We start from the raw sequence: 22,868 nt of genomic DNA, 5'->3' as shown, positions 1-22,868 counted from the left end.
CGTTCGGGCCCGGCCCGCGCGGTTACGCTTGGGGGTCGACCACGAGGAGCAGCATGAAACCCGGACCGAGGCGCAGCGTCAGCCAGGTCGATATCGTCGATGCGGCGTTCGAGATCCTCGAGCAGAAGGGATTCGCCGCCGTCTCCGTGCGCGGCGTCGCCGCGGCGCTCGGCCTCACGCCGACGGCGATCTACACCTACTTCCCGTCGAAGAACGCGCTGCTCCGCGCCATGGTCGAGGAGTTGCTCTCGAGCCTCGATCTCGCCGCGGCGGCCGACACCGGCGCCCCGTGGCGCGAACGGGTGCACGCACTCGCCGCTGCGCTGCGCGCCCGCATCGCCGAGCACACGGGCGCAATGGTGCTCGTCACGAGCGGCCCGCTCGACGGCCGGCACGCGCTCGGCCTGAATGAGACCCTCATCGCCGGCTTCATGGCCGAGGGGATGCCGCAGGCCGACGCCGCACGCGCCGCCTACGCCGTGCGCGCCCACGTGCTCGGGGTCGCCGCCCTCGACGCCGCCGAGCGGGTCGACGATGTCGAGACCGCCTCCGAGACGTCGACGGCCGGTGCCCTGTGGTCGGATGCCGCGAGCCACCCGCTCACCGAGGCGACCGCGCACCTCGTCGCCGGCGACGCCGAGCCCTCTGCCTTGGCGTGGGGGCTCGACCGGCTGCTCGACGGACTGCTCGCGGCCTGATTCCGCGCGGTGCGCACCACGCGGCATCCGCTCGGCCAGGCTGGCACGCCGCTACCAGCGGTTCTTCACGAACTCAGCCCAGCCCATCAGGGCTTCGATCGGCACCGCGGTGCCCGAGTCATCCGTCACCGTGCCCTGATAGGTGCCGAAGCACTGGTGCGTCTCGGAGTGGATGACCCCGAGCGCGGTCAACGCGCACCGCTCGTGGAACGGCGTGAACGTCAGCTCGACGCGGTCGCCCGTGATCGTCCACGGCCGCAGCCAATCGCTCGAGTCGAAGTCCCAGCGCAGCTCCGCGCCGAGCTTGTGGAGGCGGCCGTCGACCGAGAGCGCGTTCTCGGTCGACCCGGTGCCGTCGGTCCAGATCCCGCCGAGCTGCAGTCCGAGGCGTCGTCCGTGCTCGATGCCCGAGGCGGCGCCCCAGTGCCAGCGCATCGAGTAGGGCCACCGGCCGCGCCCGTGGTCGAGCACCGCCCAGCTCTCGCCGGCGGCGAGCTCGTGGGTCACCCCGTCGATCGTGATGGTGCCGCGGGCGGGGCGTGCGACATCCTTCACCGTGTACTGGAACCTCGTGTCGCTCCACGGCACGACGACGCCGAGCGCCTCGTGACCATCGGGGCGTTCGGCGACGATGTCGATCGCGACGCGCTTCGTCGTCGAGTCGATGCGCGTTCCGGTCGCCGAGTCGGTGATCGTCGTCTCGATGCCGGGAACCCGCGCGGTGGCCGGCCTCGCTCCGGCGCCCCCATCGCCCTCGCTGAGCGAACCCGGCAGGTCGACGCCGTGTGAGAGCGGTGTGATCGCGCTCGCGTCGATGTCGGTCGACGTGGCTCGGTCGAACACCCAGACCTGGTTCAGGGTCGCGTAGTCGAGCATCGCGACCGTCACGGCGATGATGTGGTCGGGGGTCGTGATGCCCCAGTACTCCCAGCGCTTGTTTCGACCGCGGCCCCGCACGCCGGCTCCGATGCCCGAGGTGTCGAGCAGCGGATGCCGCATCCACCCGACCGCCGCCCGGTTCAGCCTGCCGTCGGGCAGGGTCAGTGAGACGGGTTCGGTGATCTCGCGCTCATGCGTGAGTGCGGTTCGGGCCTCGTTCACGGCACCTCCTCGTGCGTCGAGGCAAGTGTACGGGCGCGGGCGACGGGCACAGCGGACGATTCCGGCCGCAACCCCGGCGTTTGACGTGGGCAGCGGCGTCGGCTACGGTCATGGGCAATAGGGTAAGAATGGAGACCTCCTGTTGGAGGTTTTCGTCTGCCCTTTTTTGGTTGGTGCACGTCTCTGACAGGGTTTCCCGACAGAGAGGTCGGACACCGTGCCACAACATCTTCTGCGAGGCGTCAGCGACGTCGTCTCGTTCATCGACTCGCGCTCGCGCATCGGCGGCCGCGCCGGCCTCATCTGGTGGCTCGCGCTCAGCGGTCTGTTCCTCGACGCGTTCTCCAACTCCGCGCTCTCGGCCGGCCTCGGCCCGATGACGAGGGACATGGAGCTCAGCGCGACGCAGGTCGCGATCCTCACCTCGCTGGCGTCGTGGGTCGCGATCGCGTTCAACCCGATCGGCGGATGGCTCGCCGACAAGTGGGGCCGCATCCCGCCGCTGCTCGTGGCCAAGGTGCTCGCGCTCGCCGGAGCCATGCTCGCCGCGTTCGCCCCGAGCTTCGAGATGGTGCTCGCCGGTCGCTTCTTCGTCGGCGCCGCATACGGCATCGACTTCGCGATCGCGATGGCGCTGCTCGCGGAGTTCACGCCGGCCCGCTTCAAGGCCCGCCTGAACACCTGGCAGGGCATCTGGTACGTCGCCGTCTGCTCGAACCTCGTGCTCGCGATCATCTTCTACAACATGAACGTCGGCGACTCGATCTGGCGCTACTCCGTCGGCGCCGCCGGCTTGGTGGCCCTCGTGCTCTTCGTGCTGCAGGCGGTCTTCATGGTCGAGAGCCCCACGTGGCTCGCCCGCAAGGAGAAGCTCACCCGCGCCGCGGCCTCGATGACGAAGATCTACGGCGAGACCTTCAAGGCCGCTCCCGTCGAGGATCGCATCCCGGTCACGAACCAGGCGACGAAGGGGTTCGCGAACGTCGCCCTCATCTTCCGGGGCATCTACCTGCCGCGCACGGTGCTCGCCGCGACGGTGCAGATGGCCCAGTCGATCCAGTACTTCGCCGTCGGCTGGTACCTGCCGATCATCAGCATCGCGCTGTTCGGCGAGGACTTCGTCGTCGCGACCCTCGGTGCGCTCGTCTTCAACGTGTTCGGCATCGTCGGCGGGTTCATGTCGCCCGTGATCGGCAAGCGCTTCGGCCTGCGCCGCGCCTCGGCGATCGGCTTCGGCGCGGTCTTCCTCATGCTCGTCGTGCTGGGATTCTTCTACGAGTCGATGCCGCTGTGGCTCGCCTTCGTGGTGCCGTCGCTGTTCATCCTGTTCCACTCGGGCGGCCCGGGCGCCAACGGCAAGAGCCTCTCGACGCTCTCGTTCCGCAGCGAGCTGCGGGCCGGCGCGAACGGCATCATCGGCGCGATCGGCAGTGCGGGTGCAGCGCTCGGCCTGCTCGTCTTCCCGCTGTTGAAGGAGGGCATCGGCCTCGGCCCGACGTTCCTCATCCTCTCGATCGTGCCGCTCCTCGCGTTCATCATCTGCTCGATCATCAAGTGGGACCCGACTCGCACGACGATCAGCCCCGATGAGGAGCTGAACGCGCCGCAGTTCAAGAGCGACGCCGCGGCGCAGGCAGCTGCCGCCGAGGCGGCCGTCCTGGCCGGCAAGTAACGAGGCGGCATCCGAAATGACGACTCCCGCGATCCTGGCGATCGATGAAGGAACGACCGGCACGCGCGCGGCGTGGGTCACGGCCGACGGCATCGTGCACGCGCTCGAATACCGCCCGCTCCGTGTCAGCACCCCGGTCGCGGGCGTGGTCGAGCAGGATGCCAATGCGATCCTCGACAAGACCATCGACGCCTGCCGCGCGGTCATCGCCCGCGCGGCAGGCGACGGGGTCGCCCTCGTCGGCCTCGCCATCGCCACCCAGCGTGCGACGACCGTGCTCTGGGACACGTCGACCGGGCGCGCCCTCGTGCCCGCCATGGTGTGGCAGGACAGCCGCTACGCCGACGAGCTCGCCGCCCTCGGGGCCGAGTGGAACGAACGACTGACCCGCACCGTCGGCCGCCCCACCGGGGTGCGCTCGCCCTACCTCTGGGCGGCGCATCACCTGCGGGAGACCCCCGAGGTCGCCGCCGCGCACCGGGCGGGACGACTCGGCTTCGGAACGATCGAGACCTGGCTCCTCTGGAGCCTCTCCCGTGACCGCACCTACGCCGCGACCTCGACCAACGCGACCTCGGCGGGCGCCTACGTGCTCGCCCGTCACGAGTACGAGCGCGAGTGGATCGACGCGCTCGGCTTCCCGAGCGACCTCCTGCCCGAACTGCGGCAGGACGCCGACGACTTCGGCGTGACGGATGCCTCGGTGCTCGGCATCGAGGTGCCGATCCTCGCGGCGGCGGGCGACCAGCACGCCGGCACCGTGGGCCTCGGCTGCCTCACCAAGGGCCAGGCGATGTGCGTGCACGGCACCGGCAGCTTCGTCGACCTCGTCATCGGCAACGATGCACCGGCGAACCCGGGCCTCTACGACGGGGCGCTCACCCTGACGGCCTGGCGGCGGCACGATGCATCCGTCTTCGCGATCGAGACCTTCACGGCGACGACGGGCTCGGCGCTCGACTGGGTATGCGACACGCTCGGCTGGTTCGAGTCGTCGAAGCGCATCAGCGAGCTCGCCGCGACGGTGCCGTCGGCGAAGGGCGTCATGTTCGTGCCCGCGCTCACCGGCCTCCGGATGCCCGTCATGGAGCCGAGGGCCAAGGCCTCGCTCACGGGCTTCTCGATGTCGACGACGCTGCCCGAGATCGCCTACGCGGTGCTCGAGGGCATCGCGCACTCGGTCGCCTCGAGCGCCGAGGCCGACGAGCAAGTCGCGGGCACGGCGATCACCGAGATCGTCGTCGGCGGTGGGATGTCGGCGAGCGACCCGCTCATCCAGATGCAGGCCGACCTCGTCGGCGTACCGATGCGGCGCCTGCCCGCCTCGGAGGGCGCGAGCCTGCGCGGAGCGGCCTTCCTCGCCGGCGCCGACGGGCTGCTCTGGAACTCGCTCGAGGAGGCCGCCGCGTCGATGGGCGCCGGCGACGTCTTCGAGCCCCTGATCGGCGCCGACGAGCGCGCAGAGCGCCGAGCGGCGTGGAACGAACGCATCGACAACGAACTCCGGCTCACCGCGAGCCGTGCAACACGGAAGTAGAGAACCACACGATGGTAGGACTGCCAGCCCGCAAGACCGACACCGCCCGCGAGCACATGACGAGAGTCGAGCCCCTGCAGCTCGGCCGCGCCGAGCAGGTGGCCGCGGTCGAGGGCGGTCGCTTCGACATGATCATCGTCGGCGGCGGCGTGACCGGGGCGTACGCCGCGATGGACGCGGCGCTGCGCGGCTACCGCGTCGCACTGCTCGAGAAGGACGACTTCGCGTCGGGTACCTCGTCGAAGTCGTCGAAGATGATCCATGGCGGGCTGCGCTACATCGAGCAGGGCAACCTGCCGCTCGTGCGGCACTCGCTGCTCGAGCGCCAGCGGCTGCGGAAGAACGCCAGGCACCTCGTGCAGCGCCTGCCGTTCCTCTTCCCCGTGCTCTCGCACGACGGCGTCTTCGATCGCCGCCTCGCCGCTGGCTTCGAGAGCCTCCTCTGGACCTACGACCTCGCGGGCGGCTGGCGCGAGGGCGTGCTGCACCAGAAGCTCTCGAAGAACGAGGTGCTCGCGCACTGCTCGACCTTCAAGGCCGAGAACCTCGACGGCGGCTTCATGTACTACGACGCGCGCGCCGACGACGCCCGGCTCACGCTCACCCTCGCCCGCACCGCCGCCCACCACGGCGCCGTGATCCTGAACGGCGCGAAGGTGACCGAGGTCACCCGCAGCCGCGGCAAGGTCAACGGCGTCGTCGCCGAGGTCGACGGCCGCGAGATCACCGCGCTCGCGAGCGTCGTCGTGATCGCGACGGGCGCCTGGCTGCGGGACTGGAACGGTGCGGGTGCCGACGCGGATGCCCCGAACATCCGCCCGGCCAAGGGCGTGCACATCGCCGTGCCGTGGACCAAGATCCGCAACGACTGCACGGTCACCATTCCGATCCCCGGCCGCAATCGCCGCGCCACGATCACGCGCTGGGGCGACACCGCCTACCTCGGCACTACCGACGAGGACTACACGGGCGACCTCGACGACGTGAACTGCACGCGCGAGGAGATGGACTTCCTCATCTCGGGCGCGCGCACCGCGCTGAACACCGACCTCGAGGCCTCCGACGTCGTCGGCAGCATCGGCGGCTGCCGTCCGCTCGTGGCACCGCCCGGCGGCAAGACGATCGACGTCAAGCGCAAGCACGAGATCCGCACCGACCGCGACGGCCTCGTCACCGTCGTCGGCGGCAAGCTCACCACCTCGCGCCACATGGCGCAGCAGACGATCGACGCCGCGCAGAAGGTGCTCGGCGAACGGCGCCGGTGCGTCACCAAGAACGCGTACCTCCTCGGCGCCGCCGGGTACGACCCCGAGGCCGTCACCGCCTCGGGCGGGCTCGCCGCCCACCTCGGGGAGCGGTACGGCAACGAGGCGCCGTTCATCACCGACATCCTCGGCAACGACCCCTCGCTCGCCAAGCCGATCGTCGAGGGACTGCCCTACCTCGAGGCCGAGGTCGTGTACTCGGCCCGCCACGAGATGGCCCGCAGCGTCGACGACGTGCTGAGCCGCCGCACCCGAGCGCGCCTCATGGCCCGCGACGCATCCGCCGCCGCCGCTCCGCGCGTCGGCCAGCTGCTGCAGGCCGAGCTCGGCCTCAGCGACGCCGCGGTCACCGCTCAGGTGACCGCCTACCAGACCGCAACGGCGCACGAACGCGCCATCCTGATGGGAGAGTCCGAATGATCAGCAAGGAAGCCGTCAAGCGCGGTTACAACCGCGGCAACTACGTGGTGGGTGCACCGACCCAGCCGCACTACGCCGCGAGCATCGAGACGATCGGCTCGGAGGCGTACTTCCAGGAGGACGTCGTCGCCGTTCCCGCGGCCGTCGTCGCCGAGCTCGAGGCGGCCGCCGACCAGGTCGTTACCGACGCGGCATCCGTCGTCGAAGGCACTCGCGACTGGTGGGCCGGCTCGATGATCGGCGAGACCGCCGGCTCGCCCGCGACGCCCGACGCGGTCATCGTCAAGGTCTCGACGACCGAGCAGGTGCAGGCGGTCATGCGCATCGCCGACGCGAACGACCTGCCGGTGACCGTCTCGGCCGGCCGCAGCAACGTGACAGGCGCGGCCCTCCCGGTGCGCGGCGGCATCGTGCTCGACGTGTGCGAGCTCAACCGCTTCGTGAGCTTCGACGAGCAGAGCCAGATCGTCGAGGTCGAGGCCGGCATGTTCGGCGACGTCTTCGAGGAGCTCATCCAGTCGCAGTACGGCATGACGATGGGCCACTGGCCTTCGTCGTACGGCATCTCGACGGTCGGCGGCTGGGTCGCCTGCCGCGGCGCCGGCCAGCTGTCGACGCGCTACGGCAAGATCGAGGACATGGTCTACGGCATGGATGTCGTCCTGGCCGACGGTTCGCTCATCACGGTGGGCGAGAGCGCCCGCGCCGCCGTCGGACCCGACCTGCTGCAGCTCGTCATCGGTTCGGAGGGCACCCTCGGCGTCATCACGACGATCCGGTTCAAGCTGCACCGACTGCCGTCGTACGGCCGCGCCATCGCTTACGGCTTCCCGACCTTCGCCGCCGGCCTCGAGGCGTGCCGTCAGATCATGCAGCAGGGAGCGAACCCTGCCGCCCTGCGCCTCTACGACAACCTCGAGAGCGGCGTGCAGTTCGACCTGCCCGAGCAGAACGTGCTGCTCGTCGCCGACGAGGGCACGCAGGAGCTCGTCGACGCCGGCCTCGCGATCAGCGAGCGCGTCTGCGCCGAGACGGGCGAGAAGCTCGACGACGAGGTGATCTTCGAGCGCTGGCTCGACACCCGCTACCTCACCGGCAAGAGCGCCGAGGGCTTCAAGCGCAGCCCCGGCTTCGTCGCCGACACCCTCGAGATGATCGGGCGGTGGCGCGACCTGCCGGCGATCTACGACGAGGTCGTCGCCGCGATCAACGAGGTGCCGGGCACGCTCGCCGGTTCGGCCCACCAGTCGCACGCCTACGTCGACGGCGCCTGCCTCTACTTCTCGCTCCGCGGCGACGTCGAGGTGGAGCGGCGGGCCGACTGGTACCGGGCGGCGTGGGATGCCGCGAACGCCGTGATCCTGAAGCACGACGCGACCCTCAGCCACCACCACGGCGTGGGCCTGCTTCGAGCGCCGTACATGGCGGAATCGCTCGGGGCCGGCTTCGAGGTGCTGCGTGCCGTGAAGGCGGCGCTCGACCCGAAGAACCTGCTGAACCCCGGTAAACTGGGGCTCGACGCCTGATGAAGCCGTGAACGTGTCCGCGGATGAGGGCAGGAATGCGGTGAACGTGCTGGAGTTCCCACGGTCGCTCGAGGAGCGGCTCTACCGCAACCCGGTCATCGCATCCCTCTACGGCACCGAGTCGGTCGAGGCGTTCCTCTCCGGTCCCTGCCAGGTCGCGATCGCCGCGAACGTGGCGCTCCCCGACCTCGAGGGCATCGTCTCGACGCTCTCGTCCGCGGGCAAGTTCGTCTTCGTCAACATCGACAACAGCGACGGTCTCGCGCAGGACCGCGGCGGCGTCGAGTACTTGCGAAAGATCGGCACACCGGGGCTCATCACGACCCGCACGATGCTCATCCAGAAGGCGAACCAGCTCGGCATGGTGACCATGCAGAAGGTCTTCGTCACCGATCGGTCAACATTGCCGCGCAGCACCAATGCGGTGCGGCAGAACCGGCCGCACCTCGTGCAGCTGATGCCGTGGCCGGTCATCCCGTACATCAAGCAGCAGGAGCTCGCCGAGCTCACGCCCTACGTGGCGGCCGGCTTCGTGCAGAGTCGCGACGACGTGATCGCCGCGCTCAAGGGCGGCGCGAAGGCCGTCTCGACGAGCGACGTCGAGCTCTGGTCGATCACCCGACGCTGAGCGGATGTCGCGTGGCCGGTCTGCGGACGTACTGCGGGCCCTCCGCAGGCGAGCTCCGGCCGTGTGCACCGTCGCCCATTCACCCCACCGCTCTCATCTCGACAGGAGACCCACGTGCCCCAGTTCCAGGTCATCGCCCGCTACTTCCCGCTTCCCGGTGAGACCGAGACCGTGCTCGAACTGCTCGGCGAACTCGCCGCAGCGAGCCGCACCGAGCCGGCCAACCGCGCCTACGACTTCTACCGCGGCGTCGCGAATCCCGACGAGATCGTGATCCTCGAACGCTACGACGACGCTGCGGGCTTCGCAGCGCACCGCGAGACGGAGCACTTCCAGCGCATCGGCGTCGGTCGCATCATCCCGTTGCTCGACGATCGCGTCATCGAACGCTATGTCGAGGCCACCGATGCGTAGCGCCGTGCTCCGCGCGCAGGGCGCGGCCCGCCCATACGCCGAGAGCTGGCCGCTCGCGATCGAGGCCCTCGAGGTCGCCGCACCTCGCGCCGGCGAGGTCGGTGTGCGCATCGAGCGCGCGAGCCTCTGCCACTCCGACCTCTCCGTCGTGAACGGCTCCCGGCCCCGTCCGCTGCCGATGGCGCTCGGCCACGAGGCCGCCGGAATCGTCGAGGCGGTCGGCGACGGGGTCGACGGCATCGAGGTCGGCGATCACGTCGTGCTCGTCTTCGTGCCGAGCTGCGGCGACTGTCGTGAGTGCCGATCGGGCCGGCCCGCGCTGTGCTCGCGTGCCGCAGAGGTGAACGGTTCGGGCCGGCTGCTGCACGGGGCATCCGTGCTCACCGATGCGGCCGGCGGCCGAGTGCACCACCACCTCGGGGTCTCGGCGTTCGCGGAGTACGCCGTCGTCGCCTCCGAGTCGGTCGTCGTCATCGACCGCGACGTGCCGTTCGACATCGCGGCGATGTTCGGCTGCGCCGCGCTCACCGGCATGGGCGCGGTGTTCAACACGGCCGACGTGCGACCAGGCCAGTCGGTCATCGTCTTCGGCCTCGGCGCGGTGGGACTCGCGGCCGTCATGGCGGCGGCCCAGGTCGACGAGGTCACGGTCATCGCCGTCGACCCCAACACCGACAAGCACGAGCTCGCGCTGCAGGCCGGCGCGAACGCGGTGGCGACCCGCGACGGAGCCGCCGACCTCGTCGCCGATCTCACCGGCGGCGTCGGGGTCGACTTCGCGATCGAGGCCGTCGGCAGCGCGCGGGTCATGGGCGCATGCCTCGAGCTGCTCGCCCGCGGCGGCGCCCTCGTCTCGGTCGGGCTGCCGCACCCCGAGCAGGAACTCGCGGTGCCGGCCCTGCAGTTCGCCGGGGCGGGCAAGCGCCTGCTCGGCTCCTACATGGGCGACGCGGTGCCCGCTCGCGACATCGCGCGCTACGTCGCCCTCTGGCGTGCCGGGCGACTGCCGATGGAACTGCTGCATACCGACACCGTGCCGCTCGCGGAGATCAACGAGAGCCTCGACGCGCTCGCGGAGGGCCGGGTCATCCGTCGGCTCTTCGTGCCGAACGCGGCCTGACACGCGACGAGGCGCCGACCCCCGAAGGGAGCCGGCGCCTCGCCGTTCGTGCTGGTGCTACCGGTGTCGCCCGATCAGCCCGCCGCGGGCGGGGTGATCGAGATGAGGGCGGACTGGTTGCCCTTGAACGCCTTCTTCACCTGGATCACGGTGCCGTAGCCGACGCCGTCGTCACCGGGGTTGCCGGTGCCGAAGACGCCGCCCAGCGGGCTCGCCGCGCCGTACAGGTCGGTCAGCGGGTTGCCGTCGAAGTCGACGATCCGCGTGCTGTACGGAGCGTTGCCCACCGAGGGCACCACCACTGAACCGTCGCGGAAGCGGCGGGCCATGCGGCCGTCGGGAAGCACCTCGAGACCCGAGGTCCAGCCGAGGTCGTCGGTGAAGGTGCTCACCGGCTCGCGCGACGGGATGTCGGTGCAGTACTCGGTCGTCAGCTCCGCACCCGGGAAGCACTCCGTGAAGGCGTACGTCGGGGTGAGGCCGAAAGCGACATCCGAGGACTGCGAACGCGACGGCAGGTTGTGCTGCAGCGTGCCGTCGGCCGCGGCCGCCTCGCCCGTGCGGCGCAGCGGGTCGAAGTGGCTGTCGACGAGCAGCAGGCCGCCCTTGGCGCCGTAGCTCGGCAGGGCCGTCTCGTTGGTGCGCACGTGGTTGGTGTTGCCGTACGTCGTGTCGCGGTACCAGACCAGCGCACCGGGCGCGTTGTAGGCGAGCTTCTCGACCTTCCACGCACCGTCGTTGTACACGGAGTTGTAGCCGTACTTCAGGCCCTCGTCGAACCCGTCGAAGTTGCGCCACTCGACCATGTAGTACTGCGCCTTGCTGGAGGTGCCGGTGTCGATGCGCCAGCCGGGGCCGGTCGTGTCGGCGAACGTCGTGACCTCGGGGGTCCAGCCGTTCTCGCCGCTCTCGACGTCGTCGGCCCAGACCTCGGTCGCCCCGCTCGTGACGGCGAAGTCGTCGGCGAACCATCCGCGCTCCTGGAAGGCGGCGTCGGTGGCGAGGCGAAGGCGAACGCCCACCGTGGTGCCTGCGTACGACGAGAGGTCGACGTACTGGCGAGCCCAGCCGTGGGAGTCACCCGTGAGGCCGTACTTCTTGTCACCGAAGGTGGCGAGGTTGCCGTTCGGGTCGGGGTAGCCGTCGGGCGTGGTGGCCTCCGAGCCGTCTTCGTTGAAGACCTTGACGTCGGTCCACGTGGTGCCGCCGTCGGTCGAGACCTCGACGAAGCCGAAGTCCCAGTCCTGCTCGATCACGAAGTTGTTGCTCATCCAGAACTTCGCGTCGGCCGGAACGTCGACCGTGCGTGAGATGCGGATGTCGCCCCAGTCCTGATCGGCGCCGGTGTACCACATGTTCTCGCCGCTGGCCGGCTCGGCGAGCGTGATGACCTTGTCGGGAAGGTTGATCTTCACGCCGTCTTCGGAGCCCTTGGGCGAGCGCGACGTCTGGCCGACCTTGATGGTCTCGGCGTCGTCACCGGGGTTCATCACGACGGGGTCGACCCAGCCGAGCACCCACTTGTCCCAGATGCCCATGTGCGTGGGCATCGACTGGAAGATCGGGCCCGAGTGCGAGCCCGAGCTCATGAGGTCCCAGAAGTCGACGTCGGAGTTGCCCTGGTTCGACGTGTCGTACAGGTCGGGCAGGCCGAGGTCGTGGCCGTACTCGTGCGCGAACACGCCGACGCCCGAGTCCTCGGGCTGCACGATGTAGTTCGACAGCTTGAGGTCGGTGCCGGGGATGTCGGCGCCACCGGCGACAGCTGAGGAGTGCGCCCAGATGGCGTACGTGCCTTGCTCGCCGCCGTTGCCCGACTTGTCTTCGCCGGCGTGCACGAGCACGACGTGGTCGATGACGCCGTCGGGCTCGTTGAAGTCGCCGTCGCCGTCACGGTCGCCCTGGTCCTCGATGTCGTACTCGGACCACGGGAAGTCGGGCTGCGCCTCGGCGAGTGCCGCGACCGCGTCGATCGGGAGCTGGCCCGGTCCCTTGGGGTTGTCGGGGTGGCCCTGCTGATCCTGGATCTCGCCGGCCTCGTAGACGCCCTCCTCGTTCTGGAAGCAGACGCTCGCGCCGTACCAGCCCTCGGAGTGCGGCACGGTGATCCACGGGGTGGCCTCGCCGGTGACGGTGTAGGCGCCGCGGGACATCTCCTCGTACATCGACTTCATCGTGTAGCCCGAGATGTCGAAGCCGGGCTGACCGTCGGGGCCCGTGAGGTCGGTGCGCACGCGGTCGGTGATGCCTTCATCGGTGAAGAGCATCTTGTTGAAGTGCTCGGAGGAGAAGTCGGGCACCCACATCGTGTTGTTGTCCTCGAGCTCGAAGCTCGCGGGGTCGGGGATGCCGTTGTGCTTCGGGCCGTTCTGCACGTTGCCGAGCATGCACTGCTTCGAGCCGAACTCGGTGGGCACGTAGGTGTTCGTGAAGTCGTCGTTCGCGTTCTCGTTGAACTCGACGAGGATCGTGAGCAGCTTCGCTTCCTGCGTCGACTCGGCCTGCTTGAAGTTGTTCTTCTTCGGCTTCTTGTCGTGCTTCTGCTGCTTCAGCTGCTTGGGGTTCTCACCCGTCGCGAGCGACTCCGCCTCGAGTGACGCGAGCCCCTTCGCGGCGATCGGGTTGCCCTGCGAGTACTTCCGGTCGACTGCCTCGGCCTCGGACTGGACCTGTGCCGACGACCGCGCGACGGCGCCGTCGACGAGGACTTCGCCGTCGGTGTCGAACTGGCCCTCGAGGCGCGGTGCCACGTAGTTCATGTAGTACTCGGAATCGCTGATCACCGGTGGTGAGACCGGCGATTCAGCAGCGACCGCTCCCGATGCGCCGAGTGTCACCAGACCGGTGGCAGCGAGCGCGAAGACCGGGATGACCGCAACCGCGCGCTTGCGCACACGGCCCGTGAATCCAGACATGCTTCTCCCTTCGAACGCCTCGCGGAGGTGACCGTGAGGCGCGTACGACGTTCGTCGGTGGGCGAACGTAATCGGAATACTGCCGTGGAACGCCGCGCCTATGGAAGAGCTGTGGGGGCTTTGCCCGAACATCACGCATGTCTGTTGCGTGCGCCTCGCGATCCGCGTCGATCATGCGCGCGTGTGCCCCGCACGGGGGCGAATCTTGCGAACCCTTCAAGCTGAGGGTTCGTCAGGATATGCGTTCGCCGTGAGTGGGCGATCGGTCGGGCAGGGGTGTCGCGCGGCATCCGCTCGGTCTACGCTGAACGCGACGGCGCCGAGCGCCGCAAGCCGAGCGCGCAGGGGGCTGCCATGGCCGATCGAACGAGTGAGAACGAGCGGATGCCGCGCGCCGCGCGCCGCGCACGTGTGACACTGCTGCTCGTCGTCGCGGCCGTCGGCGGCATCGCGCTCGCCGGGTGCAGCTCGGGCACCGACACCCTGCCCGCGCCGGTCGTCGTCGACCTCGGCGAGATCGACGGCGAGACGATCGAGGTCGTCGACGGCAACGTGATCGACCTGACGGGCGACGACGAGACCTACACCGAGTGGGATGCCCAGATCGAGGACCCCTCGATCGTGGAGTTCACGCCGGGTCGTGACGACGGGAGCGCGCAGTTCGACCCCGGCCTGACGGCGACCGCCGTCGGATCGACCGCGGTGACCCTCGAGAACGGCGAGACAGGCGAGACGATCGAGTTCACGGTCGAGGTCGTGCCCGCGACATCCGGCTACTGAGCACGCTCAGCGGCGCACCCCTCAGCCGAGGAGGAGGCTCCGCAACTGGTCGGCCGAGTGCACGACCGCCATGGCGTCGGCGGCCTCGGAGGGGGAGCCGTAGCCCCACTCGACGAGGATCGTCGGCACGCCGTTCGCGGCGGCGCCGAGCGTGTCGTACCCGCGATCGCCGACCATCACCGAGTGCTCGGTGCTGATGCCGAGCTCGTTCAGGCGGCGCAGCGCCTCGGCGACGACGTCGGCCTTCGTGCTGCGCGATTCGTCGTCGCTCGCGCCCGCGATGACGGTGAAGTACTGGCTGAGGCCCTGGTGGTCGAGCACCTTGACGGCCATCGACTCGGGCTTCGAGGTGGCGAGGGCCACGGGGATTCCGGCTGCGTGCAGGCGCTCGAGCACGCCGGCGACACCCGGGAACACGGGGGAGCGGAGCACGTGCTCGCCGTAGTGGTCGCGATAGATGTTCAGCGCCTCCCACGCCTCGGCGTCGTCGAACCCGGCGCTCAGGCGGAGGCTGTCGAGCAGCGGCGGGCCCACGTAGGCGCGGAGCACCTCGTCGCTGGGAACGGGCAGGTCGAGCTCGGTGAACATGTGCGCGAGGGACGCGGTGATGTCGGATGCCGAGTCGACGATCGTGCCGTCGAGGTCGAACAGCACAGCCGACCAGGTGCGGGTCGGCGCGGTCGCCGTCGGGATCGTGATGGTCTCGGTAGTCACCGTGACATCCTAGGGGGCAAAAACCCGAGTGACACTCAGGTTCGCACGTGTGGATTGCAGGGGTGCGCTTGCGCCGTCTTTCGAAACCCGCCTCAGAACAGGCGCGAGTGCCCGTCGTCGACGCCGCGCATCGCGTCGTAGTCGAGCACGAGACAGCGGATGCCGCGGTCCTCCGCGAGGGTGCGGGCCTGGGGCTTGATCTCCTGCGCCGCGAAGACACCGGTCACCGGGGCGAGGTGCGGGTCGCGGTTCATGAGCTCGAGGTAGCGGGTCAGCTGCTCGACGCCGTCGATGTCGCCGCGGCGCTTGAGCTCGACGGCGACCGAGGCCCCCGCGGCATCCGTCGCCAGGATGTCGACCGGGCCGATCGCCGTCATGTACTCGCGACGCACGAGCCGGTGGCCGTCGCCGAGCAGCTCGATCTGCTCGGCGAGCAGCTTCTGCAGGTGCGCCTCCACCCCGTCCTTCTGCAGGCCCGGGTCGATGCCGAGCTCGTGGTTCGTGTCGTGCAGCACCTCGTGGATCGAGACGATCAGCTGGTCGGCCGTCTTCTGGTGCACGACCTTCCAGAGCTCGACGATGCCCGCGGCGCGCTGGTCGTCGTCGGGCTCGAGCGTCGTGAGGGTGCACGGCGGGCTCATCCAGTTGAGCGGCTTGTAGCTGCCGCCGTCGGAGTGCACGAGCAGGCTGCCGTCGCCCTTCACCATCAGGAGGCGGGTGGCGAGTGGGAGATGGGCCGCGAGGCGCCCCGCATAGTCGACGGAGCAGCGGGCGATGACGAGACGCACCCGATGAGTTTATGCGCCGGATGCCTCGGGCCGACGCCCCGGCGCTCCGATCAGTGCCGCGCCCGCGGACCGGTGCGTTCGCGCGCGGCCGGCGCGGCGAGGCCGGCGAGCACCATGAGGCCGAGCAGCAGGATCAATCCGTTGAGGATGCCGAACTCCTCGCCGAGGAATCCGATGAGCGGCGGGCCGACCAGGAAGGCGCAGTATCCGATCATGGCGACGGCGCTGACGCGCGCCGCGGCATCCGCTCGATCGGGCACATCCGCGGCGGCCGACATGCCGACCGGGAACGCGAGGGAGCAGCCGATGCCCCACAGTGCGGTGCCGACGACGAGCAGCCACGGCTCGCTCGCGAAGATGAAGAGTGCGAGGCCAGCCACTCCGATGACCGACATGCTCCTCAGCATCACCACTCGACCGAACCGGTCGATGAAGCGCCCGCCGACCACGCGAGCGCCCGTGATCGCGATCGTGAAGACCGTGAACATCGCGGCTCCGGTGGTCTCGTCGTACCCGTGCCCGTCGACGACCGCGAGGGCCAGCCAGTCGTTCGCGCTGCCCTCGGCGAACGACATGCCGAGCATCACGACGCCGATCAGGAGGAGGCGGGCGTCGGCCCAGACGCTGAGGCTTCGCTTGAGCCGCACCGTCCATGGCTCGCGCTGGCCCGCATCGTGCGGGTCGTCGCCGAGCTCGACGCGCACCGGCACGAAGCGCACCGCGACGACGACGCCCGCGGCGATCACGAGGGCGATGACACCCAGATGCGCCCACACCGGGAGTGCGATGGCGGATGCCGCGGCTGCGAGCCCGGCGCCGGCGACCGTGCCGAAGCTGAAGAACGCGTGCATGAGCGGCATCACGGTCTTGCCGAGTTCTCGCTCGGCCTCGGCCCCTTCGACGTTCATCATCACGTCGACCGCACCGTTGCCGAAGCCGAACATGGCGAGACCGACCACCACGAGCGGCACCGACGAGACGACGGACCCGCCCACGCCGACGAGCAGGAGGCCCGCCGCGACCGTCACGAGCGCGAGCGACATGCCGAGGCGTGCGCCGACGCGGGCCATGAGCCACGGCGCGGCGATGAGACCGAGGACCGAGCCGATCGAGCCGGCGAGGATGATGAGGCCGACGCCCTGCGTGCTGAGGGCCAGGTCGTCGCGGATCGCCGGGAGGCGTGCGACCCAGCTCGCGAGGCTGAGCCCCGAGAGGAAGAAGATGGCGAAGATCGCGTTGCGCCAGGCGAGCAGCTCGCGTGCAGGGCGCATCGGCTGCTCCGTGTGGCCGGGGGTGGTCATGCTGCCTGTCTCTCTTCCGCGGATCGGCCGGAGTCGAATCGATTCGACTTCACGACTCGATCACACTAACCGCCGCCCGGTGCGCTCGCAAGCGAGTGGGCGGACCTGCGGCCGTCCGACAGCGCGGCCGTGCGGTTCGGGAGACCCGGACCGCACGGCCGCTGATCGATCGATCAGTAGCTGGCTGTGACGCTCACCCCCGCGAAGTCCTCGACGGCGGTCAGGCCGACGTAGTTCCATCCCGGCAGCGGCCAGGCGACCACGACGCTCTCCTCATTGCTGCCGCGCGTCGTGGAGCGGGCGACGTGCGCGTTCGCACCGGCCCAGTCGTAGCAGTTGTAATAGAGGTCGGCGTCGCCGGTGCCACCCGTCGTCGTGACGGTCACCTGGGCGGTCCCGGCCGGGATCCAGATGTAGAGGCCGTCGGTGTCACCGCGTGCTGCCGAACGTCCCGATCGGCTGCACTCGTCGTCGAGCTGGCGAAGGTCGGAGCCGGTGCACTCGGGGAGTGCCGGTCCGCCGTCGTCGACGGTGACGGGGAGGGTGACCGTGCCGGTCGCCCCGTCGTCGTCGGTCACCGTCAGGGTGACCGAGTACGCGCCGGCCGCCGCGAAGGCGATCGTCGGATTCGATGCGTCCGACTCCTGCCCGTCGCCGAACTGCCAGTTGCGCGAGGCGATCGTGCCGTCCGGGTCGGTCGAGGTGTCGGTGAACGCGACGCTCAGCCCATCGATCGCGATGCCGAACGAGGCGATCGGCACGCGGTTGACCGGGTCGGTTCCGCCGCCGCCGAGATCGGCGCTGCACTCGCCCGCCGCGCACCGCTCGAGGTACGCCGCGAAGTCGGCGTCGTACCGCGTGCCGATCGTGTCGGTGATGTACGTGCGAGCCGCGCTCCAGTCACCGGCACGGTACGAACCGAGGATCGCCTGCAGCTCGGCGGGGCGCTCGTTCAGCATGAACGCCGCGGCGAGGTAGCCCCAGCGGTAGACCCGTTCCTGACCGTGGTCGTAGTTCGTGTCGAAGAGCTCGCTGAGCTTGTACGTGCCCTGTGCGGCCGCCGCCTGCGCGGCCGTATAGGCCTCGCCTCGGTAGTGGTACGAGATGAACTCGGCGAAGCCCTCGACCCACCAGATCGTGGGCGTCTGCATGCCCTCCTCGAAGTCGCCGTGCATGTTGAACCGGCCGTCGAGATAGTGGGTGTACTCGTGGTTCAGGTTCCACACCGCGAATGCGGGGCGCAGCCACTCCGCCTCGTAGGCGATGAAGCGCGCGACGTTGTCGGCCGCCGAGGGGTCGCCCTCGAGGTACATGCCGCCGTTGTTCGTGTCGATGCCGAAGATGGCGCCCGCGTAGCTCTGGTAGTCGCTGCTCGAGTCGAACACGACGACCTCGACGCGCGAGTTCACATCGTTCGGCACCGGTCCCGGGTCCTTCGCGACCGCGTGGAAGTACTGGTCCTGGGCCAGCAGGCTCGAGCAGCTCGCCGCGAGCTGATCGGCACTGATCTCCTGGGCGCGGATCGTGATGCTCGACGAGCAGACGTGCTCGGTCGGGAGCACGGCGTCGGCGACGCGTTCGGAGAGGTTGCAGGTGCCGTACTGGGCGCAGGCCCCGCCGTCGTAGTAGTTGACGACGGTCGCGGTTGCGATCCAGAGCGGCGCGGTCGGCGAGTCGAGCGACGTGCGCGTCAGCAGGTCGACCACCAAGGGCTTCGCGGCGGCGCGCACCGCGCTGTCGCCGAGGAAGCGGGCGAGTTCGCGACCGGCGTTCGACGGGAGGAACGCGGAGTCGCCTCCGATCAGGTCGAGGTGGGTGACGGCGAAGTCGCGCAGCGTCGTCAGGATCGACGGGTCGGCGGCGACCGCCGTGACGAAGGCGGGCACCTGGTGGCCCCTGAACAGCACGGTGAAGGTGCTGTTCACCGCGTTGCGCATCCACCACGACGCGTCGTACTCGGCGTCGTAGCCCGTGAGGAGCCGTTCGACCACGTCGAGGTACCGTGCATTCAGCTCGGAACTGTCGATGAGGATGACGGCCTCGCTCAGGATCTCGCCGTTCGCGTCGGTCACGTCGCGCGAGCGCGCGTTGCCGAAGAACGCGTCGAGCGCACCGGCGGTCGCGGTCGAGAGCGTGCTGCCGTAGTCGCCCACGTTCTCGGGGTCGTAGTACTGCACGTAGTAGCCGGCCCGGAGGAAGAGCACGAGCTGCAACGCCGAGGTGCTGTTGTCGCCGGGGTAGGCAGTGGCGACGGTGCGCAGCGCGTTCGCGATCGTCACCATCTGCGACTCGGCGAAGACGGCCTTCGCGTCGGCGCCGGCTGCCTGGAACAGCGTGTCGACGCAGTCCGGGGTCGTCGCCGTGACGAGGTCGACGAGCGCTCGTCCGCTTGCTGCGGCGAACTCCGCGGGCGTGCAGGCTCCGGCCACCGCGGCCGACTGCCGGGAGAGCGGTGCATCCGTGCCGGTCGCCGAGGGACGGTCGGGAAGGGCGACCTCTTCGCCCGCCTCGGTGCGGTGCACCTCGGAGTTGGCGGTGAACGGCGCCGGCTCGAGCGTCTCGTCCGGACGCGGCGCGTCGTCGGTGGCTGCGGTCTGCGTGGGAGCGGTGGACGCCGTCGGACCGAAGCCGGACGGCGCCGGATCGGGTGGTGCCGCGTTCGCCCCGAGGGGAGCGCTGAGGCTGAAGGCGAGGGCGATCGACAGCGCGATGGCTGTGGTCGTCCCCCTGCGCTTGATGGGTTGGGTCATCGTCGACTCCTGAATCATGTGCTGCGGATCGATGAACCGGCACTGCAGGTTCTCGACCCTGTGCGGTCTCCGGCCTCGGCCGGAGCGGTGCGTCTTCGTCGAAGCACCGCGGTCATCTTGTCATGCATTACATGTCACGCGCTACATACTGAATACAAAAATGTCCCCCGTTCTGCGAATACGCGGCTCGGCCCCCATGCCGACCGCCCTCGCCGAATGCACGATTCCAGCGGTGCGAAGGCGGTCGAACCGCGCACGGGTGTCCCCCATCGTTCAGTGCCCGGCGGTGCTGCCGGTGGGAGATGAGGACGGCCTGGACACGCAACCGGCAGGTGGCCTTGTTGCCGAGGGGCTCCGGGTTATGGTTTGCTAATCGATTAACAACCCGACGGGAGTGGGATGCCGGCCCTGATCAGCAGCGAGCGCGATGACGCACTCTCCGGGAGAGCGCCTCGATCGCGCCCCAACATCCTCCTGATCGTCTCCGACGATCACGGGTACGCCGACCGATCGGCCCTCGGCATCGATCCGGAGGTGCGCACCCCTGCGCTCGACCGACTGGCTGCCGAAGGGGTGGGCTGTGATGAGGCGTACGTGACCGCACCCGTCTGTTCGCCATCGCGCGCCGGCCTCATCGCCGGCGCCTATCAGCAGCGTTGGGGCGCGCACTGGTTCGACGACTCGTCGATGGCGGGCCCCGAGCATCCCTCGCTCGCCGAGCGGCTCCGCGATGTCGGGTATCGGACGGGCTACTACGGCAAGGTGCACTACGGCGCCGAGCGGGAGGGGGATCGCGGCGCACCGCCGCAGCACGGCTTCGACGACAGCTTCTACGGGCTCGCTGGTCAGTCGATGGGGCGCCTCAACTACCTGCGTCACTCGAGCGCGGCCGTCGGCGATTACGGCGGCGCGGCGAAGGCCATGGCCGTGCAGCCCATGTCGGCGGGCGGGGAGCCGGTCGAGGTCGAGCGATTCCTCACCGACGAGATCGCCGACCGTGCCGCCGCCTTCATCGGCGCTGATGACGAGCGGCCGTTCTTCGCGATGGTCGCCTTCAACGCGGTGCACAACTTCTGCTGGCAGTTGCCCGACGAGGAGCTCGAGGCGCGCGGGCTGCCGGGATTCGAGGACTGGTACCCCGGGGCCTCCGAATACCTCGACTGGTACGACGGCGCGATCAGCCCGAACCTGGCGAACGGGCGGGCCTACTACCTCGCCCAGCTCGAGCTGATGGACCGGCAGATCGGCCGCCTGCTCGATCTGCTCGACGAGCGGGGCATCGGCGACGACACCATCGTCGTCTACACGACCGACAACGGCGGCTCGCAGTGCAACTACGGCCTGAACACTCCGCTCCGCGGCACGAAGTACACGCTCTACGAGGGCGGCATCCGCGTGCCGTTCCTCGTGCGCTGGCCGGCGGCGCTGCCCGGCGGGGTGGTGCGCGACGGACTCGTGAGCTCGATGGACATCGCGGCGACGGCGCTCGCCGCGGCGGGCGCCGGGCTCGGCGGGCTCGACGGCCGCGACCTCCTGGCCTTCCTCCGTGGTGACGGCGGCCCGGTTCGCGATGAGCTGCACTGGGACTGCCGTTGGCAGTGGGCGGTGCGGCAGGGCCGGTGGAAGCTCACCTGGGTCGAGTCCCGCTCGCCGCATGCGGCGGAGATCCGGCGCGTCGAGCACACCGAGCCGGGCGACGGCCTCCGCCTCGTCGATCTCGTGACGGACCCCTCTGAGCAGCGCAACGTGCGGGCCGAGCATCCAGAGGTCGTCGCCGAGCTCACCGTCGCGCGCCGGCAATGGCGGGCCGAGATGGACCGATCGTCCGTGGTTCCGAAGTGAAGCTTGCGTCGCCCGGCGACCGCCGCTACAGTCACGTGTTAATCGTTTAGCTAAACGATTAACATTCGGCGGGCACAGTCTCGCCATCCTTCACCAAGAGACAGATCCAAAGGAGGATCGGATGCTTCGAAGTGCAATCACCCGTCGCGGGGCCGCCGCGGTGGCACTGGCCGCGACGGCCGCACTCGCGCTCAGCGCGTGCAGCGACTCGGGTTCGGACGCGGGCGACGGCGAGGCCGTCACGCTCGAGTACGGCGTCTGGGACCAGAAGCAGGAGGCCGCGATGAAGGAGATCGCCGCCGCCTTCACGGAGGAGCACCCCGAGGTCACCGTGAAGCTCGTCACCACCCCGTACAAGGAGTACTTCACGAAGCTGCAGACCTCGGTCTCGGGCGGCTCGGCTCCCGATGTCTTCTGGATGAACGGCCCGAACTTCCAGCTCTACGCCTCGAACGGGGTGCTCGCCCCGCTCGACGACCAGGGCATCGACCCGGCCGACTACCCGCAGGGACTCGTCGATCTCTACACGTACGACGACGCGCTCTACGGGGCCCCGAAGGACTTCGACACCGTCGGACTCTGGTACAACAAGGAACTCTTCGACGCCGCTGGCGTCGCGTATCCCGAGGCCGGCTGGACCTGGGACGACCTCAAGGCGACCGCTGCGAAGCTCACCGACCCCGCGACGGGGCAGTTCGGCATCGCGGCCTCGCAGTTCGGCCAGGAGAACTACTACAACTCGATCGCGCAGGCCGGCGGCGAGGTCATCAGCGCGGACGGCACCGAATCGGGCTACGGCAGCCCCGAGGCGCTCGCGGGCGTCGAGCTGTGGACCGACCTCATCGCGGCCGGCTCCTCGCCCACCGCGCAGCAGATGACCGACACCAACCCCGAAGACCTCTTCTTCTCCGGCAAGGTCGCCATGTTCCAGAACGGCTCGTGGGCCGCCGGCGCCTACGCCGACAACCCCGACATCGCCGACAAGGTGAACGTCGCGCCCCTCGCCGCGGGCGCCGAGGGGAACCAGAGCGTCATCCACGGCCTCGCCAACGTCGTGAACGCCGAGAGCGACCACCTCGAACTCGCCAAGCAATTCGCCGCGTTCGCGAGCGGAGAGGCGGCGTCCGACATCATGGCCGACTCGGGCACCGTCATCCCGGCGTTCGACGGCAAGCAGCAGGCCTGGGTCGACGCGCTGCCGCAGTACGACCTCCAGGTCTACATCGACGCGCTCGACACGGCCGTTGCCTACCCCGTGTCGAAGAACACCGCCGCGTGGACGTCGATCGAGAGCGAGGTGCTCTCGCAGGTCTGGGCCGGCTCGATCTCGCCGGAGGACGGCCTTCAGCAGCTCGCCACCGAGATGCAGGCGGCGCTCGACTCGGAGTCGGAGTAGC

Annotated in this window: 17 protein-coding genes; 11 read left to right on the top strand and 6 right to left on the bottom strand. The window is 69.6% G+C overall.

Annotated elements, in window-relative coordinates; all coding sequences use genetic code 11:
• Positions 1-53: 53 nt before the first annotated feature.
• Positions 54-698 carry a TetR/AcrR family transcriptional regulator gene (locus tag VPH61_RS04180; protein WP_332062254.1) on the top strand — a complete coding sequence of 215 codons (645 nt, stop codon included), beginning with the start codon at positions 54-56 and terminating at the stop codon, positions 696-698.
• Positions 699-749: 51 nt separating this feature from the next.
• Here the strand turns inward: VPH61_RS04180 and VPH61_RS04175 are convergent, their stop codons facing one another.
• Positions 750-1,799 (bottom strand): DUF2804 domain-containing protein, encoded by a 1,050-nt coding sequence (locus tag VPH61_RS04175; protein WP_332062253.1) that lies wholly within the window; start codon positions 1,797-1,799, stop codon positions 750-752.
• Positions 1,800-2,016: 217 nt separating this feature from the next.
• On the opposite strand from VPH61_RS04175, the gene VPH61_RS04170 reads away from it, so the two are divergent.
• The 7 genes from VPH61_RS04170 to VPH61_RS04140 all read left to right on the top strand — a co-directional run bounded on the left by VPH61_RS04170 (position 2,017) and on the right by VPH61_RS04140 (position 10,381).
• Positions 2,017-3,471: an MFS transporter gene (locus VPH61_RS04170; RefSeq protein WP_332062252.1), complete on the top strand. Its 1,455-nt coding sequence runs from the start codon at positions 2,017-2,019 to the stop codon at positions 3,469-3,471.
• A 16-nt stretch (positions 3,472-3,487) separates the two neighbouring features.
• Positions 3,488-5,008 (top strand): FGGY family carbohydrate kinase, encoded by a 1,521-nt coding sequence (locus VPH61_RS04165; protein ID WP_332062251.1) that lies wholly within the window; start codon positions 3,488-3,490, stop codon positions 5,006-5,008.
• Positions 5,009-5,019: 11 nt separating this feature from the next.
• Complete coding sequence (locus tag VPH61_RS04160) at positions 5,020-6,693, top strand: glycerol-3-phosphate dehydrogenase/oxidase (protein ID WP_332062250.1); 1,674 nt, start codon at positions 5,020-5,022, stop codon at positions 6,691-6,693.
• On the top strand, positions 6,690-8,219 hold the full coding sequence (locus VPH61_RS04155) for an FAD-binding oxidoreductase (RefSeq protein WP_332062249.1): 1,530 nt from the start codon (positions 6,690-6,692) through the stop codon (positions 8,217-8,219). Before VPH61_RS04160 ends, VPH61_RS04155 begins: the two co-directional genes overlap by 4 nt.
• Before the next feature lie 13 nt (positions 8,220-8,232).
• A complete protein-coding gene (locus VPH61_RS04150) occupies positions 8,233-8,847 on the top strand; it encodes a glycerol-3-phosphate responsive antiterminator (protein WP_332062248.1) in 615 nt (204 codons plus the stop codon).
• Positions 8,848-8,961: 114 nt separating this feature from the next.
• On the top strand, positions 8,962-9,261 hold the full coding sequence (locus tag VPH61_RS04145) for a putative quinol monooxygenase (RefSeq protein ID WP_332062247.1): 300 nt from the start codon (positions 8,962-8,964) through the stop codon (positions 9,259-9,261).
• Entirely contained in the window at positions 9,254-10,381 is a 1,128-nt protein-coding gene (locus VPH61_RS04140; RefSeq protein WP_332062246.1) for an alcohol dehydrogenase catalytic domain-containing protein, read from the top strand. Before VPH61_RS04145 ends, VPH61_RS04140 begins: the two co-directional genes overlap by 8 nt.
• A gap of 74 nt (positions 10,382-10,455) precedes the next feature.
• On the opposite strand, the gene VPH61_RS04135 is transcribed toward VPH61_RS04140, so the two are convergent.
• Complete coding sequence (locus VPH61_RS04135) at positions 10,456-13,296, bottom strand: immune inhibitor A domain-containing protein (protein WP_332062245.1); 2,841 nt, start codon at positions 13,294-13,296, stop codon at positions 10,456-10,458.
• Between the two features lie 354 nt (positions 13,297-13,650).
• Between VPH61_RS04135 and VPH61_RS04130 the strand changes: the two genes are divergently transcribed.
• Positions 13,651-14,076 (top strand): hypothetical protein, encoded by a 426-nt coding sequence (locus VPH61_RS04130; protein WP_332062244.1) that lies wholly within the window; start codon positions 13,651-13,653, stop codon positions 14,074-14,076.
• Between the two features lie 21 nt (positions 14,077-14,097).
• On the opposite strand, the gene VPH61_RS04125 is transcribed toward VPH61_RS04130, so the two are convergent.
• The 4 genes from VPH61_RS04125 to VPH61_RS04110 all read right to left on the bottom strand — a co-directional run bounded on the left by VPH61_RS04125 (position 14,098) and on the right by VPH61_RS04110 (position 19,629).
• Complete coding sequence (locus VPH61_RS04125; RefSeq protein ID WP_332062243.1) at positions 14,098-14,790, bottom strand: HAD hydrolase-like protein; 693 nt, start codon at positions 14,788-14,790, stop codon at positions 14,098-14,100.
• Positions 14,791-14,882: 92 nt separating this feature from the next.
• Complete coding sequence (gene nucS / locus VPH61_RS04120; protein ID WP_332062242.1) at positions 14,883-15,578, bottom strand: endonuclease NucS; 696 nt, start codon at positions 15,576-15,578, stop codon at positions 14,883-14,885.
• Positions 15,579-15,628: 50 nt separating this feature from the next.
• Positions 15,629-16,879 (bottom strand): MFS transporter, encoded by a 1,251-nt coding sequence (locus VPH61_RS04115; protein WP_332062241.1) that lies wholly within the window; start codon positions 16,877-16,879, stop codon positions 15,629-15,631.
• Between the two features lie 173 nt (positions 16,880-17,052).
• The gene (locus VPH61_RS04110) at positions 17,053-19,629 is read right to left on the bottom strand and encodes a collagenase (protein ID WP_332062240.1); all 2,577 of its coding nucleotides are present in this window, start codon (positions 19,627-19,629) and stop codon (positions 17,053-17,055) included.
• A gap of 399 nt (positions 19,630-20,028) precedes the next feature.
• On the opposite strand from VPH61_RS04110, the gene VPH61_RS04105 reads away from it, so the two are divergent.
• Together VPH61_RS04105 and VPH61_RS04100 are read left to right on the top strand one after the other, a co-directional pair.
• Positions 20,029-21,471 carry a sulfatase family protein gene (locus tag VPH61_RS04105; RefSeq protein ID WP_332062239.1) on the top strand — a complete coding sequence of 481 codons (1,443 nt, stop codon included), beginning with the start codon at positions 20,029-20,031 and terminating at the stop codon, positions 21,469-21,471.
• 121 nt (positions 21,472-21,592) lie between these two features.
• Positions 21,593-22,867, top strand: a complete 1,275-nt coding sequence (locus VPH61_RS04100; protein ID WP_332062238.1) for an ABC transporter substrate-binding protein — start codon at positions 21,593-21,595, stop codon at positions 22,865-22,867.
• The last annotated feature ends 1 nt before the right edge of the window (position 22,868 follow it).

This window comes from Agromyces sp. CCNWLW203, from assembly GCF_036576125.1.
In the GTDB taxonomy this organism is placed as follows: Bacteria; Actinomycetota; Actinomycetes; order Actinomycetales; family Microbacteriaceae; genus Agromyces.
This window is presented reverse-complemented; position numbering and strand designations above follow the sequence as displayed.

What these genes read in the sequence shown, in the direction of transcription:
- VPH61_RS04180 (WP_332062254.1), top strand. Translation starts at nt 54, where the DNA reads ATGAAACCCGGACCGAGGCGCAGCGTCAGCCAGGTCGATATCGTCGAT.
- VPH61_RS04165 (WP_332062251.1), top strand. Translation starts at nt 3,488, where the DNA reads ATGACGACTCCCGCGATCCTGGCGATCGATGAAGGAACGACCGGCACG.
- VPH61_RS04160 (WP_332062250.1), top strand. Translation starts at nt 5,020, where the DNA reads ATGGTAGGACTGCCAGCCCGCAAGACCGACACCGCCCGCGAGCACATG.
- VPH61_RS04155 (WP_332062249.1), top strand. Translation starts at nt 6,690, where the DNA reads ATGATCAGCAAGGAAGCCGTCAAGCGCGGTTACAACCGCGGCAACTAC.
- VPH61_RS04140 (WP_332062246.1), top strand. Translation starts at nt 9,254, where the DNA reads ATGCGTAGCGCCGTGCTCCGCGCGCAGGGCGCGGCCCGCCCATACGCC.
- VPH61_RS04135 (WP_332062245.1), bottom strand. Translation starts at nt 13,296, where the DNA reads ATGTCTGGATTCACGGGCCGTGTGCGCAAGCGCGCGGTTGCGGTCATC.
- VPH61_RS04130 (WP_332062244.1), top strand. Translation starts at nt 13,651, where the DNA reads ATGGCCGATCGAACGAGTGAGAACGAGCGGATGCCGCGCGCCGCGCGC.
- VPH61_RS04115 (WP_332062241.1), bottom strand. Translation starts at nt 16,879, where the DNA reads ATGACCACCCCCGGCCACACGGAGCAGCCGATGCGCCCTGCACGCGAG.
- VPH61_RS04110 (WP_332062240.1), bottom strand. Translation starts at nt 19,629, where the DNA reads ATGACCCAACCCATCAAGCGCAGGGGGACGACCACAGCCATCGCGCTG.
- VPH61_RS04105 (WP_332062239.1), top strand. Translation starts at nt 20,029, where the DNA reads ATGCCGGCCCTGATCAGCAGCGAGCGCGATGACGCACTCTCCGGGAGA.
- VPH61_RS04100 (WP_332062238.1), top strand. Translation starts at nt 21,593, where the DNA reads ATGCTTCGAAGTGCAATCACCCGTCGCGGGGCCGCCGCGGTGGCACTG.